The sequence below is a fragment of the Enterobacter sp. ENT02 genome (assembly GCF_019219165.1).
Classification (GTDB): Bacteria; Pseudomonadota; Gammaproteobacteria; order Enterobacterales; family Enterobacteriaceae; genus Enterobacter; species Enterobacter mori.
Map to the genome: position 1 here is coordinate 555,796 of NZ_JAHUWD010000001.1, position 18,133 is coordinate 573,928.

Here is an 18,133-nt window from a genome sequence, read left to right on the forward strand (position 1 = left end):
GCGTCACTCTTTTTTTTCATTTTATCCGTAAAAAAACAGAGACAGCGGCTGAACCGCTGTCTCTTTCCTAATAATAACAGTTAGTTACTCAGTTACGATCGTTTGAACCTGCGCCGGGCCCGGGTTATACCAGCCCCAGCCGGGGTAACCATAACGGTAAGGATGAGGACCCCACATCCACGGATCGATCGGCTGTGGCGGCATGACGACCTGCTGGGCAATACGCCAGCGTTTGTAGCCCGTCACCTGCATAGTCATAAATTTATACGGCGTGCTGCCGATTTTGCCCTGCACCGAACCGGTAATAGGCCCAACAACGGTCACCAGTTGCCCACGGAAATCGACCGGGTCAAGGAAACCGCTGACGTCTGCATAAATGCGCCCGCGCGAGGCCTCCCCTAGTACGGGGCGAGCACCGCTGTCCAGCGGTACCGTCGCAATTTCCAGACGGGTTTTACCCTGCTGGTTAAAGACCTCGATCACCTTGCCGCCGAAGCGCGATTCCTGGCCAACATACAGCTCAGGTGCATTCATAACGCGCACCAGATCCTGCTGTGGCGTTGGGCTACTGCCCTTAATCGCATCAGGAACGGTTACGCAACCGCTCAGTGCTGTGGCAACAACGCCTGCCATTAAAAGGCGAACAACTTTAGTTTGAACCGCCATGATGCGACTCCTTTTTCTCAGTTCCTGTTACTGAGATTCACTCGCGGCCTGGAAGTTTCTTCCACGCAACGGTGTTTCGTAAATAAACCGGCTCAGCCTGTTCAACGGCAACGGTTTTTCCTTTCGCGAACAGCTGACAGGCAAGGGGAAGCATATCTTCGGCGGCAGGCAGAAGCATATTGCCGTCAACCAGCGTTACGCCGGTGTCGTTCCCCATTTCCGGCCATGCCGGCCAGCCCGTCCCTACCGTCGCCCACTCGCCTGAGAGCTGTTTCAGGCGTTCAGTGACGGCTTCAGGCGTCAGCACGGCTTCCGTCTCTTCACCGTGCCAGACGCCGTTTTCATCACGGGTATATTCAGCCCAGTAAACTTCGCCCATGCGGGCATCAATGGCCGCCAGCACGCGGGTTGCGCCAGTCATACGCCAGGCACCCTGCGCCATGGTGGCGAGGGTAGAGATGCCGATCATCGGCAGTTCAGCGCCCAGCGCCAGCCCCTGCGCAATGCCAATCCCGATACGTACGCCCGTAAAGCTGCCAGGGCCACGGCCAAAGGCCAGCGCGTCGAGGTCGGTTAAGGAGGTGTTGCCCTGGGTTAACATGGCTTTTACCAGGGGCAGAATACGTTGGGTGTGTTCCCGTGGGCACTCTTCGAAATGAGCAGAAACAGCACCGTCGTTCAACAGAGCGACAGAGCAAGCCTCTGTCGCGGTATCAATAGCCAGAATTCGCATCAGTCGTCGCGCTCTCGCAAGGGTCAGTCACAAAATGGCGCGCATCTTAGCACATTCCGGGGCGAATTACTCCGCCGTTGGGTTTGCCAGGAAACGCACCGCGCGTTTTATGTCCCGCGTCCGCGGCGCGGGCGGCAGGCTGGCGAGGAAGGTGGCGCCGTAAGGGCGCATCACCAGTCGGTTATCACAGATCACCAGCACGCCGCGATCGGTGACGTCGCGGATCAAACGCCCTACCCCTTGCTTGAGGGTAATCACCGCGTCCGGCAACTGGACCTCGTCAAACGGATCGCCTCCGCGCAGACGGCAATCTTCCATCCGCGCCTTCAGCAGCGGATCGTCCGGGGAAGTAAACGGCAGTTTGTCGATGATGACCAGCGAGAGGGTATCGCCGCGCACGTCGACCCCTTCCCAGAAGCTGCTGGTCGCCACCAGCAGGGCATTACCGGCGGAAACAAACTGCTGTAACAGCTGGCCTTTGCTGGTTTCGCCCTGCAGCAGAACCGGCAGCGTCATGGTGGCGCGGAACTGCTCGGCGAGGTCGCGCATCATGGCGTGAGAGGTGCAGAGCATAAAGCAGCGGCCGTTGTTGGCCTCAATCATCGGTTTTAACATCGCCGCCAGATGGCGCGCCGCGCCCGGCTGGTTCGGCAGCGGCAGATTACGGGGAACGCAGAGCAGCGCCTGTTTTTCGTAATCGAACGGGCTGGGCAGGAGCAGCGATTCCGCCGCCTCAATGCCAAGACGTTCCGTGAAGTGATGCAGATCGTCATTCACCGACAGGGTTGCCGAGGTGAAGATCCAGCTTCCCGGTTTTTGCGCCATCACCTCTTTAAATTTATCCGCCACCGTCAGCGGCGTGAGCGCCAACGTGAAATGCCGTGAGGTGCACTCATACCAGTAGCTGAAGCCCGGCTGGTTAATCTCTTTCAGCCGTTTGAGCCGCCCGCGATACAGTGTGGCGCGTTCAAACGCTGCATCTAACAGCGCAGAGCGTCCAAGCGAGAGTTTCGCCACGTCGTAGCAGAGTTCCAGGGCATCATCGAGCAGCAGCAGCGCGCGCTGGATATTTTTGTCCGCCAGCAGTTCTCGCAGGTTACCGCGATAGCCCGGCTCGCCAAGCTGTAAGCGGAAATCCTGCGCGCTCTGCGCCAGGCGGTCGGCGCACTTCTGCAACTGCTGGGTATCTTTTAATTCGGTGCGATAGGCGATGGTGAAATCTTTCGCCAGGTCCTGAAGCTGGCGGCTCGAGAGCGACTGGCCGAAATACTGGCTGGCGATATCCGGGAGCTGGTGCGCTTCATCAAAGATCATCACGTCAGCCTCGGGGATCAGCTCGCCGAAACCGCTGTCTTTGACCACCATATCCGCGAGAAACAGGTGATGGTTTACCACCACGACGTCGGCGTCCATGGCAGTTTTGCGGGCTTTAACCACAAAGCAGTCTTTGTACAGCGGGCAATCGCTGCCGAGGCAGTTATCGTTGGTGCTGGTCACCAGCGGCCAGGCAGGAGAGTCTTCCGGCACGCTCGCGCAGGTGCTGATGTCCCCCTCTTCGGTCTGGTTCGCCCATGACCGAAGGATAATGACGTCGCTCAGCGTCTGTACCGGCAGATCGCCACCCGCCAGCGCCTGCTGCTCGAGACGCTCAAGGCAAAGGTAGTTAGAACGCCCTTTCAGCAGAGCCAGACGCCCTTTGTATTTCAGCGCTTTCGCCACCGTGGGCAAATCGCGGCTGTAGAGCTGATCCTGCAACGCCTTCGATCCGGTGGAAATAATCACCTTCTTCTTCGCACGCAGCGCCGGAGCAAGGTAAGCATAGGTTTTACCCGTGCCGGTTCCGGCTTCGACCACCAGCGGCTGAGCCTTATCGATAGCGTGCGCAACGGCGTGCGCCATCTGACGCTGAGGTTCACGGGGTTTGAAGCCGGGGATAGCCTGCGCTAATTGACCTTCAGGGGAAAAATCGTCTGCCACGGTGCTCTCTCACTGTATTTTTGCACAGGGATTATGTCAGCCCATCCTTTCATGTGCCACCCCAAATAGTGACGACAGATGCACAATATGGCAGTCTTGCCGCCTGAATACGCAAAATAACGAGGAAACGTTTATGACGATTGTGCGCATTGATGCCGAAGCCCGCTGGTCTGATGTGGTGATCCATAACCAGACGCTCTACTACACCGGCGTACCGGCTAACCTGGACGCGGATGCGTTCGAGCAGACGGCGAACACCCTGGCGCAGATTGACGCGGTGCTGGAAAAACAGGGCAGCGACAAATCGCGCATTCTGGATGCGACGATTTTCCTGGCAAACAAGGACGATTTCGCGGCGATGAACAAAGCCTGGGATGCGTGGGTGGTAGCGGGTCACGCGCCTGTACGCTGCACCGTACAGGCCACGCTGATGAAACCGGAGTACAAGGTCGAGATCAAGATTATCGCGGCGGTGTAAGCACGATTACTCTTCTTGATCTTCATCTTCATCTTCGAATCGCGCCACGATCCGCTCGCCGGAATGACTGGCGCGAATCTCCTGAGCGACAACGGTAATCGCCTGTCCGCTGCTCATCCCCTGGGACATCAGTTCCTGGATACGTTCAACCGCTTTCTGCTGCTGTTCATGGCTCAGAGAAGGTAAACCTGCAAACATCGTCAACTCCTGCTAAATTATTCGCGCTAATTATTTCACGCTGCCCGGTAGTATGCCATACATGAACATGCGCTTCCCCACTGTTATTACCCTGCCCTGGCGTGCTGATGCCGCTGAGTTCTGGTTTGCTCGCCTGAGCCACCTTCCGTTTGCGATGCTGCTGCACTCCGGCCATGCGGATCACCCCTACAGCCGGTTTGATATTATCGTGGCCGACCCGGTCAAGACGCTGACAACCGATGACCTGCCGTTAACGGACGATCCGCTGGTGCAGCTTCAGCAAGCCATTAACGCGCTGGGCTTATCTGCCACACCGAACCCGGACCTGCCTTTTCAGGGGGGCGCGCTGGGCCTGTTTGGTTACGATCTGGGTCGCCGTTTCGAAACGCTGCCTGATCTTGCTCAGGATGATATTCCGCTGCCCGATATGGCGGTGGGGCTTTACGACTGGGCATTAATTGTTGATCACCAGAAAAAAACGCTTTCCCTGCTAAGCCATCGTGACGTGCAGGCGCGTCTGGTGTGGCTTGAGGCGCAACAGCCTGCACCTGCTGGGCCGTTCACGCTGACCTCCGACTGGCGTTCAAATATGAGCGCAACGGAGTATGCCGAAAAATTCGCGCGCGTTCAGGCGTATCTGCACAACGGTGACTGCTACCAGGTCAACCTCGCCCAACGTTTCCAGGCGACATACCGGGGAGATGATTGGCAGGCATTTACCCGTCTTAATGCCAGCAATAAGGCGCCCTTCAGCGCGTTTGTGCGTCTGGAACAGGGAGCGGTCCTCAGCCTGTCGCCCGAGCGTTTTATTCATCTGGCCGAGGGCACGATTCAAACCCGTCCGATTAAAGGCACTTTGCCGCGTCTTGCCGATCCCGAGGCCGACCGCAAGCAGGCGGAAAAACTCGCCGCCTCCCCGAAAGACCGCGCGGAAAACCTGATGATCGTCGACCTGATGCGTAACGATATCGGCCGGGTCGCGGTGCCGGGCAGCGTCCGCGTGCCCGAACTGTTCGTCGTCGAGCCTTTCCCGGCGGTGCATCATCTTGTCAGCACCGTCACCGCGCAGCTGCCCGCCTCGCGCACCGCCTGCGATCTGCTCCGCGCCGCGTTTCCGGGAGGCTCCATCACCGGCGCCCCCAAAGTGCGGGCGATGGAAATTATCGATGAACTCGAGCCGCACCGCCGCAACGCCTGGTGCGGCAGCATCGGCTATGTGAGCCTTTGCGGGACCATGGATACCAGTATCACTATCCGCACGCTAACCGCCTGCGACGGGAATCTGTATTGTTCCGCAGGGGGCGGTATTGTGGCCGACAGCCAGGTCGATGCGGAATATCAGGAAACCTTTGATAAAGTTAACCGTATCCTTCAACAGCTGGAGACCTGACGGGTGGAAAAAGAGAACCTGACGCTGGATGATTTTTTGTCGCGCTTTCAGCTTTTGCGACCTGCGGTGAACCGTGAAGCGCTGAATCAACGTCAGGCGGCGGTGCTGATCCCGGTGGTGCGGCGCGAACAGCCGGGCCTGCTGCTCACCCAGCGATCGCCGCATATGCGTAAACATGCCGGTCAGGTCGCCTTTCCGGGCGGCGCAGTGGATAGCACCGATGCGTCGCTGATTGCCGCCGCGCTGCGGGAAGCACAGGAAGAGGTCGCGATTCCACCAGAAGCCGTCGAGATCGTTGGCGTATTACCCCCTGTCGACAGCGTCACCGGTTTTCAGGTGACCCCGGTGGTCGGCATTATTCCCCCCGATCTTCAGTATCACGCCAGCGTCGATGAAGTCGCTGCGGTGTTTGAAATGCCGCTGGAAGAAGCCCTCCGACTGAGCCGTTATCACCCGCTGGATATTCAGCGTCGGGGACATGACCATCGGGTGTGGTTGTCCTGGTATCAGCATTATTTTGTCTGGGGCATGACGGCGGGCATCATTCGTGAGCTGGCGTTGCAGATCGGCCTGAAACCTTGACTATACTTTACATTCCACCTTTTTCTGGCAGGTTTGCGATCGCTGTCGCGCTATTAGCAAAACCATCGTTAACCATTAGTTTAATTCATGTGAATAGTTAAGCCGAGGTTGGTGTTCCCTCTTACACTATGCGCAGTTATAACATCGTTACTGGAACCCCGGTAACCCTGTCAGGAGTGTAAAAGTGATTAGTATATTCGACATGTTCAAAGTGGGGATTGGTCCGTCTTCTTCCCACACTGTAGGGCCGATGAAGGCCGGTAAACAGTTCGTCGATGATCTGGTCGAAAAAGGATTACTGGAAAGCGTTACCCGTGTTGCCGTAGACGTCTACGGTTCGCTGTCATTAACGGGTAAAGGCCACCACACCGATATCGCCATTATTATGGGTCTGGCAGGTAATATGCCGGACACCGTTGATATTGATGCCATTCCGGCATTTATCCGCGACGTGGAAGCGCGCGGTCGCCTGCTGTTGGCTAACGGCCAGCACGAAGTGGATTTCCCACAGGATGACGGCATGCGTTTTCGCAGCGACAACCTGCCGCTGCATGAAAACGGCATGACCATCCATGCGTGGAACGGCGAAAAAGAGATCTACAGCAAAACCTACTACTCCATCGGCGGCGGTTTTATCGTTGATGAAGAACATTTTGGCAAAGACAGCGTAGGCGACGTTAACGTGCCCTACCCGTTCAAATCTGCTACCGAGATGTTGGGCTACTGCAAAGAGACCGGCCTGTCGCTTTCCGGCATGGTGATGCAGAACGAACTGGCGCTGCACAGCAAGAAAGAGATTGAAGACTATTTTGCAAACGTCTGGCAAACCATGCGTGCCTGTATCGATCGCGGGATGAATACCGAAGGCGTATTGCCGGGTCCACTTCGCGTGCCGCGCCGTGCCTCCGCGCTGCGCCGTATGCTGGTGACGACGGACAAGTTCTCTAACGATCCGATGAACGTGGTCGACTGGGTGAACATGTTTGCCCTGGCCGTGAACGAAGAGAACGCCGCCGGTGGCCGCGTCGTGACGGCGCCGACCAACGGTGCATGCGGCATTGTGCCAGCGGTACTGGCCTACTATGACCACTTTATCGAACCGGTGACGGCGGATATCTACATCCGTTACTTCCTGGCGGCGGGTGCGATCGGTGCGCTGTACAAGATGAACGCCTCAATTTCTGGTGCGGAAGTAGGCTGTCAGGGTGAAGTGGGCGTAGCCTGCTCCATGGCGGCGGCTGGCCTCGCGGAACTGCTGGGTGCAAGCCCTGAGCAGGTGTGCGTGGCGGCTGAAATCGGCATGGAGCATAACCTGGGGCTGACCTGTGACCCGGTGGCAGGCCAGGTGCAGGTGCCTTGCATCGAGCGTAACGCCATTGCCTCAGTGAAAGCGATCAACGCCTCCCGTATGGCGATGCGTCGTACCAGTGAACCTCGCGTTTCACTGGATAAAGTGATCGAAACCATGTACGAAACCGGCAAGGACATGAACGCCAAATACCGTGAAACCTCACGAGGCGGTCTGGCCATTAAGGTACAGTGCGACTAATACTTCCCTTCGCCCATCTGCAACGGATGGGCGAATTTTAACGTCACGCCTCGTCTCATTATGTAATCCCCACTACACTTTCTCTGTTGCGTCCGGCTTTTGGGGCTGGTGGCTTACAGAGCGACCGTTCATGCAAAAAGCACAAGCGATCATTAAAGATTATCGCCGAAAACGCGTTATCGTCTGTGTCACGGTTGCGCTCCTTACGCTCATCCTGACGTTGGGCATTCGGTTTATTTCGCAGCGTAACGTCAATCAGGAGCGCATCCAGAATTTTGCCGACCATACGGTACACTCCCTCGAAAAAGTGCTGCTTTCACTGGAAAATCGACGCGATGTACTACAGGCCCAGGTTGGACAGCCCTGCAGCCAGGCCCAACTGGTATTACGCAAGCAGGCGGCCATTCTGCAGACCGTCCGCTCAATTGCCCTGATTAAAGATGGACTTCTCTACTGCTCGAGTATTTTCGGTTCACGCAGCGTGCCTGCAAGCACGTTCCTGCCGATTTTTCCCGCGCAAGAACCCCGGCTGGTATTGTCGACCGACCAGTGGTTGCTGAAGGGCAGCCCGATCCTCATTCAGTGGTATCCGGCCTCAGGTGACGGCGAGGACGGGGTGATGGAGGTTGTCAATATCGACCTTCTCACCAGAATGATCCTTGAACCGCAGCGACCACTGATTACCGATGTGGGTTTATCCGTCGGTAATCATTACCTGCGCTACGGTCAGCAGGTTACGGATACCCTGACCTTTGATGATGGCGATGTGCTTCTGTCGCTGGCATCAACGCGCTACCCCTTCAGCATTACCGTGAGCGGGCCGGGTCCAGGCTCAATAGCACTCAAAAATCTGCCGACACAATTACCGCTGGCACTAATGTTGAGCTTACTGCTGGGCTACATTGCCTGGCTGGCCACCGCGCGTCGAATGAGCTTTACATGGGAAATAAACATGGGGCTTGCGGCGCGGGAATTTGAGCTGTTTTGCCAACCTCTGGTCAATGCCCGCACCCAGGATTGCGTCGGCGTTGAGATCCTGCTGCGCTGGAATAACCCTCGTCAGGGGTGGATCTCGCCGGACGTATTTATTCCTCTGGCAGAAGAACACAACCTGATTATTCCGCTCACCCGCTATGTCATCACCGAAACGGTACGTCAGATAGGCTACTTCCCGGCCACGTCCGATTTTCATATCGGTATTAACGTGGCCGCCAGCCACTTCCGCCACGCCGCCCTGCTGCAGGATCTGAATCAATCGTGGTTCAGTGCAAACCCGGCCCAGCAGCTGGTGGTTGAGCTTACGGAGCGCGATGCCCTCAGGGACGTGGATTACCGCATAGTGCGCGAGCTGCATCGAAAAGGCGTTAAGCTTGCCATTGATGATTTTGGCACCGGCAACAGTTCACTCTCCTGGCTCGAAAAGCTCCATCCTGACGTGCTGAAAATTGATAAATCCTTTACCACCGCCATCGGGACCGATGCCGTAAACTCAACGGTGACGGATATCATTATTGCGCTGGGCCAGCGGCTGAATATTGAACTGGTAGCGGAAGGGGTAGAAACCGAGGAACAGTCGCGGTATTTGCGTCGCCACGGGGTGCATATTCTGCAGGGATATTTCTTTGCGCGGCCAATGCCGCTGCGGGAGTTTCCAAAATGGCTGGCGGGAAGTACTCCCCCGCCAGCGCATCACAATGGACACATCGTGCCCTTAATGCCGTTACGCTAAAAAAGTTTACTCTTCTTCGTCGTGTGCAGATTGCTCTTTAACAATACGCACCATATCAACGCGATAGTCGTTGGCTTCGACAATGGTGATATGCAACGGCGGCAGTTCAATCACATCGCCGATACGCGGGATCTGACCGTTAACCGAAATCACAAGCCCTGCCACGGTGGCAATGTCTTCTTCATCGTTAATGACATTTTCCAGCCCCAGCGTGTGCGAGAGCGCGTGCAGGTCAGTAGTACCTTTGACCAACCAACCTTCGCCGTCCGCAACGATTTCCGGCGTTTCGTCCGCATCCGGGAATTCCCCCGCAATCGCTTCCAGTACGTCCAGCGGCGTGACAAGACCCTGAACCACGCCAAATTCGTTGGTGACGATAACGAAGCTACCGCGTGCGCGACGCAGCACGCCCAGCAGGTTGATGGGATCCAGCGTTTCCGGAACGACAATCGCAGGCGACGAGGCCGCAATGGCTTCCACGTTGACGCCCTCTTCCAGCGCCACCAGCATCTCTTTGGCACGGACCACGCCGATGATTTCATCCAGTTCGCCACGGCACACCGGGAACAGACTGTGCGGTGAAGAGAGGAGCTGCTGACGAATCTCGTCAACGCTCAGGTTGGCATCCACCCAGCTGATTTCACCGCGCGGGGTCATTATCCCACGCAAGGAACGGGAGGCCAGGGAGAGCACGCCGTTGATCATGTAGCGCTCTTCTTCAACAAATGCCCCTTCAGGGACCGGAACCGGGTTACGGCTCTCGCTATCAGACTGCACGCTCACCTGGCGACGACCGCCCATCAGGCGCAGAATCGCATCAGCGGTACGGGCGCGCAGCGGCTGGTTTGACTGCTGCTTAATGAAGTTGCGGCGCGCAATCTGGTTAAACAGCTCAATGATGATTGAGAAACCAATCGCGGCGTACAGGTAACCTTTCGGAATATGGAAGCCAAAGCCTTCTGCCACCAGGCTGAGACCAATCATCAGCAGGAAGCTCAGACACAGCACGACAACCGTTGGGTGCTGGTTCACGAAACGCGTCAGCGGTTTCGACGCCAGCAGCATCACCGCCATCGCAATGACGACAGCCGCCATCATCACCGGCAGGTGGTTCACCATACCGACTGCGGTAATAACCGCATCCAGCGAGAAGACCGCGTCAAGCACGACAATTTGCAGTACCACGACCCAGAAGCTGGCATAGCCCTTACCATGACCATCATCATGCTGCCGGTTTTCAAGCCGTTCGTGTAGCTCTGTCGTCGCTTTGAAGAGCAGGAATATCCCCCCGATCAGCATGATCAAGTCACGGCCGGAGAAGGTGTAATCCATCACGGAGAACAGTGGCTTGGTCAGCGTGACCATCCACGAGATGACGGACAGCAAGCCCAGTCGCATGATCAAGGCCAGCGACAGACCAATCAGACGTGCTTTATCACGCTGTTTTGGCGGCAGTTTGTCAGCAAGGATGGCGATGAACACCAGGTTATCAATACCGAGAACGATCTCAAGTACGACCAGCGTGAGCAATCCTACCCAGATTGACGGGTCCATTAAGAATTCCATGACAAGCTCCTGCTAAAGGAATGACAAAACGGTGCCCCACTCAATGTGGGCAAAACAGAGGCAAACAGAGACGAGATCTGGCGAGGATCGCCGGCGAAAAAGGCGCGGAATGGCCTGGTAGATGACTGACGTCGGTGACGGTCCATATAGCGGGCTGTAGCCCTGTACTCCTGAACAATTAAACGGAGGCTAAACATATCAGAGATAACAGGTTTTACGCAAAGATTTACGTTCTTTTGCAAAAACGCAATAAGACTAAATTTGTGTTGAGAATTTTCTGCATTGCGAAAGCTAAATTACGGATCTTCATCACATAAATTATTTTTTCACTGTCTAAAATAATTCGCGGAAGTCTTAGTTAATTTAACTCTAACCCTTATCTGAATCGATTCGGTTCGCCAATACGATTCTCAGTACGTCTGCCCGACAGGCGTATTAATGATAATAAAAGGAGGTAGCAAGTGACCATTGCTATTGTCATAGGCACACATGGTTGGGCTGCTGAGCAGCTACTCAAGACGGCAGAGATGCTGTTGGGCGAGCAGGAAAACGTCGGCTGGATCGATTTCGTTCCCGGTGAAAACGCCGAGACGCTGATAGAGAAGTACAACGCTCAACTCGCGAAGCTGGATACCAGCAAAGGCGTGCTGTTTCTCGTCGATACGTGGGGCGGCAGCCCGTTTAATGCTGCCAGCCGCATTGTCGTCGATAAAGAGCACTATGAAGTTGTCGCCGGGGTGAATATCCCGATGCTGGTGGAAACCTTCATGGCGCGCGACGACAACCCGAGCTTCGATGAGCTTGTGGCCCTGGCGGTGGAAACCGGGCGTGAAGGCGTTAAGGCGCTGAAAGCGCAACCGGTTGAAAAACCCGCCCCGGTTGCGGCGGCACCGAAAACAGCAGCCCCAGCGAAACCGATGGGCCCAAACGATTATATGGTCATCGGCCTTGCGCGTATTGATGACCGCTTAATCCACGGCCAGGTGGCGACACGCTGGACCAAAGAGACCAACGTTCGCCGCATCATCGTCGTCAGTGACGAAGTGGCTGCGGATACCGTACGTAAAACCCTTCTGACTCAGGTTGCCCCTCCAGGCGTTACCGCGCACGTGGTGGATGTGGCCAAGATGATCCGCGTCTACAACAACCCGAAATATGCGGGCGAGCGCGTGATGCTTCTGTTCACTAACCCAACAGACGTCGAGCGCATTGTTGAAGGCGGCGTGAAAATCACCTCCGTTAACATTGGTGGTATGGCTTTCCGTCAGGGTAAAACGCAGGTCAACAACGCGATTTCGGTTGATGAAAAAGATATTGAGGCATTCAACAAGCTGAATGCGCGCGGTATTGAGCTGGAAGCCCGTAAGGTTTCCACGGATCAGAAACTGAAAATGATGGATTTGATCGGCAAAGTTGGGAAATAAGCCCGCGCCGGTTTTTCACATAAAGCTTATGCAATAGGAGAAGTACAATGGAGATTACCACTCTTCAGATTGTGCTGGTGTTCGTCGTCGCATGTATTGCGGGTATGGAATCCGTACTTGATGAATTTCAGTTCCACCGTCCGCTGGTGGCCTGTACGTTGATTGGTGCCGTTCTCGGTGATATGAAAACCGGTATCATCATCGGTGGTACCCTGGAAATGATCGCCCTCGGCTGGATGAACATCGGTGCAGCGGTTGCGCCCGATGCCGCGCTGGCGTCGATTATCTCAACCGTTCTGGTTATTGCCGGTCATCAAAGTATTGGTGCCGGTATCGCCCTGGCGATCCCACTGGCTGCAGCAGGCCAGGTTCTGACCATCATCGTGCGTACCATCACCGTTGCCTTCCAGCACGCGGCGGATAAGGCGGCCGAAAACGGCAACCTGACGGCGCTATCCTGGATCCATGTGTCGTCCCTGTTCCTGCAGGCGATGCGTATTGCGATCCCGGCGGTTATCGTGGCGATCTCTGTCGGTACGAGTGAAGTCCAGAGCATGCTGAACGCCATTCCAGAAGTGGTCACCGGCGGTCTGAACATCGCAGGCGGCATGATCGTGGTTGTCGGTTACGCGATGGTCATCAACATGATGCGCGCAGGCTACCTGATGCCGTTCTTCTACCTCGGCTTCGTGACCGCCGCCTTTACCAACTTCAACCTGGTAGCTCTGGGTGTGATTGGTGCAGTGATGGCGATTCTCTACATCCAGCTCAGCCCGAAATATAACCGCGTCGCGGGTGCCCCAGCGCAGGCTGCTGGTAACAACGATCTCGATAACGAACTGGACTAGCAGGTGAGCGAAATGGTTGATATGACAAAAACTACCACTGAGAAAAAACTCACTCCGGGTGATATTCGTGGCGTGTTCATTCGTTCTAACCTGTTCCAGGGGTCATGGAACTTCGAACGTATGCAGGCGCTGGGCTTCTGCTTCTCCATGGTACCGGCAATCAAACGCCTGTATCCGGAAAACAACGAAGCACGTCGTCAGGCGATTAAGCGTCACCTGGAATTCTTCAACACCCATCCTTACGTTGCGGCCCCCGTACTGGGCGTAACGCTGGCGATGGAAGAGCAGCGTGCGAACGGCGCAGAGATTGACGATGGTGCCATCAACGGTATCAAAGTCGGCCTGATGGGCCCGCTGGCCGGTGTCGGTGACCCGATCTTCTGGGGCACCGTTCGTCCGGTCTTCGCGGCACTGGGTGCCGGTATCGCGATGAGCGGCAGCCTGCTTGGCCCACTGCTGTTCTTCATCCTCTTCAACGCAGTACGTCTGCTGACCCGTTACTACGGCGTGGCTTACGGCTACCGTAAAGGCGTGGATATCGTTAAGGACATGGGCGGCGGCTTCCTGCAGAAACTGACCGAGGGGGCGTCAATCCTCGGCCTGTTTGTGATGGGGGCACTGGTTAACAAGTGGACGCACGTAAACATCCCGCTGGTGGTATCGACCATCACCGGGCAGGATGGTCAGACGCGTGTGACTACCGTGCAGACGATTCTGGACCAGCTGATGCCGGGCCTGGTGCCGCTGCTGCTGACCTTCGCCTGTATGTGGCTGCTGCGTAAGAAAGTGAACCCGCTGTGGATCATCGTTGGCTTCTTCGTCATCGGTATCGCGGGCTACGCTGTCGGTCTGCTGGGCCTGTAAGTTTCAATGCTATACGCCGGGGGCTTGCCCCCGGTCTTTTTATCTGGAGGATGAATGACTGTCACGGACATCGTACTGGTTTTGTTTATTGTTGCCCTTATGGCTTACGCGATCTATGACGAGTTCATCATGCCCCGCCGCCACGGCGAGACGCTGCTTTCCCTTCCCCTTCTGCGACGCGGGCGCGTTGATGGATTCATCTTCGCGGGCCTGATCGTCATTCTGATCTACAACAATGTGACCAGCAACGGTGCACTATTAACCACATGGTTATTATGTGCGCTGGCATTAATGGCAATTTACCTGTTCTGGATCCGCTCACCAAAAATCATTTTTAAAAAACACGGATTCTTCTTCGCCAATGTCTGGATAGAATATAACCGCATTAAAGAGATGAATTTATCCGAAGACGGTGTGTTAGTAATGCAATTAGAGCAGCGTCGTCTGCTGATTCGGGTCAAGAATATTGATGACCTTGAAAAGATCTCCAGGTTACTCCTTAAAACTCAATAGTTTATTATTATAGCATCGGCTATAAAGTACGATGTTCGCGTGCAGACAATATAGCCGTTGCTATATCCCCCATCATCTTAACTTATATTTATTAACGATATTTTCACGCATAAATCTAAATGAAAATCGTTATCAGAAAAGCAGCTAAATTAAGCCTGCTTCGTTGTTGTTTTATATTCTCAAAATATGTTAAGGTTGCGCCCGTCGTTGGGGAGTAGCCGATTTCCTGTTCTCAGGAAATGTACGTGTCAACATACTCGTTGAAAAACGTGGCGCGTACGGATCGCTTTCAGCACATTTCAGGTGTGTTGCGATCAGGCGAGACCATAGATACATCAACTGCTGTTTACTGGGGGCAGTGATGTGTCATATGGATATCCCCGGTCTGGACGCTGTTATGAACATCTCCGCTACGATCCTCCTTGCTTTTGGCATGTCCATGGACGCATTTGCTGCTTCCATCGGAAAAGGCGCCACGCTCCACAAACCTAAATTCTCAGAAGCCCTGCGTACCGGCCTGATTTTTGGTGCTATCGAAACGCTAACGCCGCTTATTGGCTGGGGTCTGGGGATGCTCGCCAGCCAGTTCGTGCTGGAGTGGAACCACTGGATTGCATTCGTCCTGCTGGTGTTCCTGGGGGGGAGAATGGTCATCGAAGGTTTTCGCGGTAACAGCGATGAAGATGATGAGCCACAGCATCGCCACGGCTTCTGGCTGCTGGTCACCACGGCGATTGCCACCAGCCTCGATGCTATGGCGGTCGGTGTCGGTCTGGCATTCCTGCAGGTCAATATTATTGCAACTGCACTGGCCATCGGCTGCGCTACGTTGATTATGTCAACGCTGGGGATGATGGTGGGTCGGTTTATCGGCCCGCTGCTGGGCAAGCGAGCCGAAATTTTAGGCGGTATCGTGTTAATCGGTATTGGCGCTCAAATCCTCTGGGCGCATTTCGCCGGTTAAACCTCACGCTGCCAGACGTGGATACTGAAATCAGTCTGGCAGCGAAAAACGGTCTGCTTTGATAACGTTTCCCACACCTCTGGTTTTGCCCGCCACGCGAACGGCGTCATCTGCAGCAACGCTACTGCCTCCTCCCCTTTGAGCTCCATTTCATACGCCACAGTGTGTTCCTGTTGCAGTATAAAACCCGGCAGCTGTTCAGAGTGAGGCGCGTGCAAACGCACTTCGTCGTAAATCAGCCCTTTCAATTCCATCAGGTGCCGTGGTCCTGGCGTGACGGTGATCACCCAGCCACCCGGTTTCACTACGCGCGCCAGTTCTTCCGCTTTGCAGGGCGCATAAATGCGGATAATGGCGTCCATGCTGGCGTCGTCAAACGGCAGCCTGTGGCTGGATGCCACACAAAACGTTACGGCTGAATAGCGTTTTGCCGCTGCGCGAATCGCCACTTTTGCCACGTCCAGACCAAAAGTCTCTGCGCCCTTCTCGCGGGCAATCTCTGCAAACGTTGCCGTGTAGTAGCCTTCGCCACAGCCAATATCCAGCACAGCGGTAGCATTATCAGGCAGGCGATGCGCCAGCACCTGCGCAACGGTGTCCCGAAGCGGCTGGTAATGTCCTGCATCCAGAAACGCACGGCGCGCCTGCATCATCTCTGCACTGTCACCCGGGTCGCGGGAGCGCTTGTGCTGCACAGGGAGAAGATTCACGTACCCTTCCCTGGCCATATCAAACTGATGTCCCTGCGGACAGGTAAAGCTTTTCTCTGAGCGCAGCAGATGCGCATGGCAAAGGGGACAACTGAAGGACATGACAACTCCGGGGGCATAAACCAAAGGGCGAAGTGTACCGCTATTCGCCCGTGTTATAAACGCCAGGGTTAACGCATGACGATAAGGTGGTCAGAATCCGCCGGTAGACCATCCGGTCTCACATTCTCCAGACGCAGCACGTTGCCCATAATTTCGCTGAACACCGGCGCGGAGACGGCACCGCCGTAGTAGGCGCCGTTTTGAGGATCGTTGATGACCACCACCAGCGCAAAGCGCGGATCGCTGGCAGGCGCAACGCCAGCAGTATAGGCGACATATTTATCGACATATTTCCCGCTGTCATCAATCTTCTTCGCCGTCCCGGTTTTCACCGCCACGCGATAATCACGTACTGCGGCCTTAACACCGCCGCCACCCGGCAGCGCAACGCTTTCCATCATATGTTCGACTTCATGCGCAATCGCCTCTGACATCACCCGGTGGCCCATAACGGGAGGGTCAATGCGGGTAATAGAGAGTGGACGCTCAAGACCAAAGCTACCGATAGTGGCGTAAACATGCGCCAGTTGAAGCGGCGTCACCATCAGGCCATAGCCGAATGCAAACGTCGCCCTGTCGAGCTGGCTCCAGAATTTACGCTGTGGTAATAGCCCCGCACTTTCCCCCGTTAAGCCAAGGCCAGTGTTTGTGCCGAAACCAAAGTTTCTGTAGGTATCAATAAGATGCTGGACCGGCATCGCAAGAGAGAGGCGTGACACGCCCGTATCGCTCGATTTTTGCAGAATGCCGGTCATCGTCAGTTCCGGGTAGTAACCCACATCGCGGATACGGTGCCCGTCAAGCATGTACGGGTGGGTGTCAATCACGCTGTCCGGCTGTACCAGCCCCTGCTGCAGCGCCGTCATCAGCACCAGCGGTTTGACGGTCGAACCCGGTTCGAAGGTATCGCTTATCGCACGATTACGGAAATCGTTTAACGTCGCCCCTTCGCGATTATTGGGGTTAAAATCCGGATAGCTTGCCATCGCAAGAATTTCGCCCGTCTGGATATTGATTAATACCGACGCCCCCGACTCGGCTTTATTCCACGCCACCGCATTATCGAGCGCATCTTCGGTGATAGTTTGCAGACGCTCATCAATACTCAGCTGAATGTTATGGGCAGGCACGGGTGCCACTTCCGTCAGATTTTCAACCACGTGCCCATAGCGGTCTTCCCTCACCTGTCGGACGCCAGGCTTGCCCATCAACTGAGTATTGAAACTCTTCTCAACACCTTCAATTCCTTGTCCATCGATATTGGTAAAGCCAATAAGATTGGCCGCCACATGTCCCGCAGGGTAAAAGCGGCGGGATTCATCGCGTAAATTAATGCCCGGCAGGTTGAGTTTGTCTATCCACTGCGCCTGTGAAGGATCGACCTGACGGGCCAGGTAAATAAACCGTCCCTGCGGATTGCTGTTTATTCGCGACGACAGCGTGCTCAGAGAGAGATGCAGCGCATTGGCCAGCGCCTGCCAGCGGTTGTCAAACCCTACGCCACCTTTTGCCAGTACCGTTTTAGGATCGGCCCATACCGCCCGGACAGGCACACTCACCGCCAACGGCCTTCCCTCGCGATCCACGATCATTCCGCGCGGAGCATCAATGGCGACCTCACGCAGCGAGCGCATGTCCTCCTGCTTAACCAGATTGTCAGGTTTAACGATTTGCAGCCAGGCCACCCGCCCCAGCAAAAAAGCCAGACTGCAAAAAATAGCAAAACAAAGCAGAGCAAAACGCGCCGGAGTAAAGTTTCCGGTGGTCATTATGGTTTTCTTTTTCACCTGAGCCTCAGGGCTGTTGATCAACGCCCTGATTTAACGGGAAAAACCGATCT

Annotated in this window: 18 protein-coding genes and 1 riboswitch; of the genes, 10 read left to right on the top strand and 8 right to left on the bottom strand. The window is 55.5% G+C overall.

The genetic code is table 11. From position 1 onward, the window contains the following. Nucleotides 1-84: 84 nt before the first annotated feature. The 3 genes from KW829_RS02470 to KW829_RS02480 all read right to left on the bottom strand — a co-directional run bounded on the left by KW829_RS02470 (nucleotide 85) and on the right by KW829_RS02480 (nucleotide 3,376). Nucleotides 85-666: a Slp family lipoprotein gene (locus tag KW829_RS02470; RefSeq protein WP_010432706.1), complete on the bottom strand. Its 582-nt coding sequence runs from the start codon at nucleotides 664-666 to the stop codon at nucleotides 85-87. 37 nt (nucleotides 667-703) lie between these two features. After that, nucleotides 704-1,399, bottom strand: coding sequence for a tRNA (adenosine(37)-N6)-threonylcarbamoyltransferase complex dimerization subunit type 1 TsaB (gene tsaB, locus KW829_RS02475; RefSeq protein WP_218307529.1), 696 nt, complete (start codon nucleotides 1,397-1,399; stop codon nucleotides 704-706). A gap of 66 nt (nucleotides 1,400-1,465) precedes the next feature. Then, entirely contained in the window at nucleotides 1,466-3,376 is a 1,911-nt protein-coding gene (locus KW829_RS02480) for an ATP-dependent DNA helicase (RefSeq protein ID WP_010432700.1), read from the bottom strand. 133 nt (nucleotides 3,377-3,509) lie between these two features. On the opposite strand from KW829_RS02480, the gene KW829_RS02485 reads away from it, so the two are divergent. Then, nucleotides 3,510-3,854 (top strand): RidA family protein, encoded by a 345-nt coding sequence (locus KW829_RS02485; protein WP_008500498.1) that lies wholly within the window; start codon nucleotides 3,510-3,512, stop codon nucleotides 3,852-3,854. Between the two features lie 6 nt (nucleotides 3,855-3,860). Here the strand turns inward: KW829_RS02485 and KW829_RS02490 are convergent, their stop codons facing one another. Beyond that, nucleotides 3,861-4,052, bottom strand: coding sequence for a YoaH family protein (locus tag KW829_RS02490; protein ID WP_108417606.1), 192 nt, complete (start codon nucleotides 4,050-4,052; stop codon nucleotides 3,861-3,863). A gap of 61 nt (nucleotides 4,053-4,113) precedes the next feature. Between KW829_RS02490 and pabB the strand changes: the two genes are divergently transcribed. The 4 genes from pabB (at nucleotide 4,114) to KW829_RS02510 (ending at nucleotide 9,302) form a co-directional block, all read left to right on the top strand. After that, on the top strand, nucleotides 4,114-5,442 hold the full coding sequence (gene pabB / locus KW829_RS02495) for an aminodeoxychorismate synthase component 1 (RefSeq protein ID WP_218307801.1): 1,329 nt from the start codon (nucleotides 4,114-4,116) through the stop codon (nucleotides 5,440-5,442). Between the two features lie 3 nt (nucleotides 5,443-5,445). After that, nucleotides 5,446-6,024, top strand: coding sequence for a CoA pyrophosphatase (locus KW829_RS02500; protein ID WP_218307530.1), 579 nt, complete (start codon nucleotides 5,446-5,448; stop codon nucleotides 6,022-6,024). 184 nt (nucleotides 6,025-6,208) lie between these two features. Next, nucleotides 6,209-7,573 (top strand): L-serine ammonia-lyase, encoded by a 1,365-nt coding sequence (gene sdaA / locus KW829_RS02505; RefSeq protein ID WP_010432687.1) that lies wholly within the window; start codon nucleotides 6,209-6,211, stop codon nucleotides 7,571-7,573. A 130-nt stretch (nucleotides 7,574-7,703) separates the two neighbouring features. Beyond that, nucleotides 7,704-9,302, top strand: a complete 1,599-nt coding sequence (locus KW829_RS02510) for an EAL domain-containing protein (RefSeq protein ID WP_218307531.1) — start codon at nucleotides 7,704-7,706, stop codon at nucleotides 9,300-9,302. Nucleotides 9,303-9,308: 6 nt separating this feature from the next. On the opposite strand, the gene yoaE is transcribed toward KW829_RS02510, so the two are convergent. After that, nucleotides 9,309-10,868 carry a CNNM family cation transport protein YoaE gene (yoaE, locus tag KW829_RS02515; RefSeq protein WP_010432680.1) on the bottom strand — a complete coding sequence of 520 codons (1,560 nt, stop codon included), beginning with the start codon at nucleotides 10,866-10,868 and terminating at the stop codon, nucleotides 9,309-9,311. Continuing rightward, entirely contained in the window at nucleotides 10,856-11,065 is a 210-nt protein-coding gene (locus tag KW829_RS22995) for a hypothetical protein (RefSeq protein WP_371317566.1), read from the bottom strand. The genes yoaE and KW829_RS22995 overlap by 13 nt, the downstream gene beginning before the upstream one ends. A 264-nt stretch (nucleotides 11,066-11,329) precedes the next feature. Here KW829_RS22995 and manX point away from each other — a divergent pair, with 264 nt between their 5' ends. From manX to mntP, 5 genes are all read left to right on the top strand, one after another. Further along, nucleotides 11,330-12,292, top strand: coding sequence for a PTS mannose transporter subunit IIAB (gene manX, locus KW829_RS02520; protein WP_218307532.1), 963 nt, complete (start codon nucleotides 11,330-11,332; stop codon nucleotides 12,290-12,292). Between the two features lie 47 nt (nucleotides 12,293-12,339). After that, nucleotides 12,340-13,140, top strand: a complete 801-nt coding sequence (manY, locus tag KW829_RS02525) for a PTS mannose transporter subunit IIC (protein WP_008500490.1) — start codon at nucleotides 12,340-12,342, stop codon at nucleotides 13,138-13,140. Between the two features lie 12 nt (nucleotides 13,141-13,152). Then, complete coding sequence (locus tag KW829_RS02530) at nucleotides 13,153-14,004, top strand: PTS mannose transporter subunit IID (protein ID WP_006810994.1); 852 nt, start codon at nucleotides 13,153-13,155, stop codon at nucleotides 14,002-14,004. 54 nt (nucleotides 14,005-14,058) lie between these two features. Then, the gene (locus tag KW829_RS02535) at nucleotides 14,059-14,517 is read left to right on the top strand and encodes a DUF986 family protein (protein ID WP_089598210.1); all 459 of its coding nucleotides are present in this window, start codon (nucleotides 14,059-14,061) and stop codon (nucleotides 14,515-14,517) included. Nucleotides 14,518-14,714: 197 nt separating this feature from the next. After that, a riboswitch (yybP-ykoY riboswitch) is annotated at nucleotides 14,715-14,904 on the top strand. Nucleotides 14,905-14,914: 10 nt separating this feature from the next. Then, nucleotides 14,915-15,481 carry a manganese efflux pump MntP gene (mntP, locus tag KW829_RS02540; RefSeq protein WP_010432671.1) on the top strand — a complete coding sequence of 189 codons (567 nt, stop codon included), beginning with the start codon at nucleotides 14,915-14,917 and terminating at the stop codon, nucleotides 15,479-15,481. On the opposite strand, the gene rlmA is transcribed toward mntP, so the two are convergent. Continuing rightward, a complete protein-coding gene (gene rlmA / locus KW829_RS02545; RefSeq protein ID WP_089598208.1) occupies nucleotides 15,478-16,293 on the bottom strand; it encodes a 23S rRNA (guanine(745)-N(1))-methyltransferase in 816 nt (271 codons plus the stop codon). The genes mntP and rlmA overlap by 4 nt on opposite strands. A 68-nt stretch (nucleotides 16,294-16,361) precedes the next feature. Beyond that, nucleotides 16,362-18,062 carry a peptidoglycan glycosyltransferase FtsI gene (gene ftsI, locus KW829_RS02550; RefSeq protein WP_256350421.1) on the bottom strand — a complete coding sequence of 567 codons (1,701 nt, stop codon included), beginning with the start codon at nucleotides 18,060-18,062 and terminating at the stop codon, nucleotides 16,362-16,364. Between the last annotated feature and the right edge of the window lie 71 nt (nucleotides 18,063-18,133).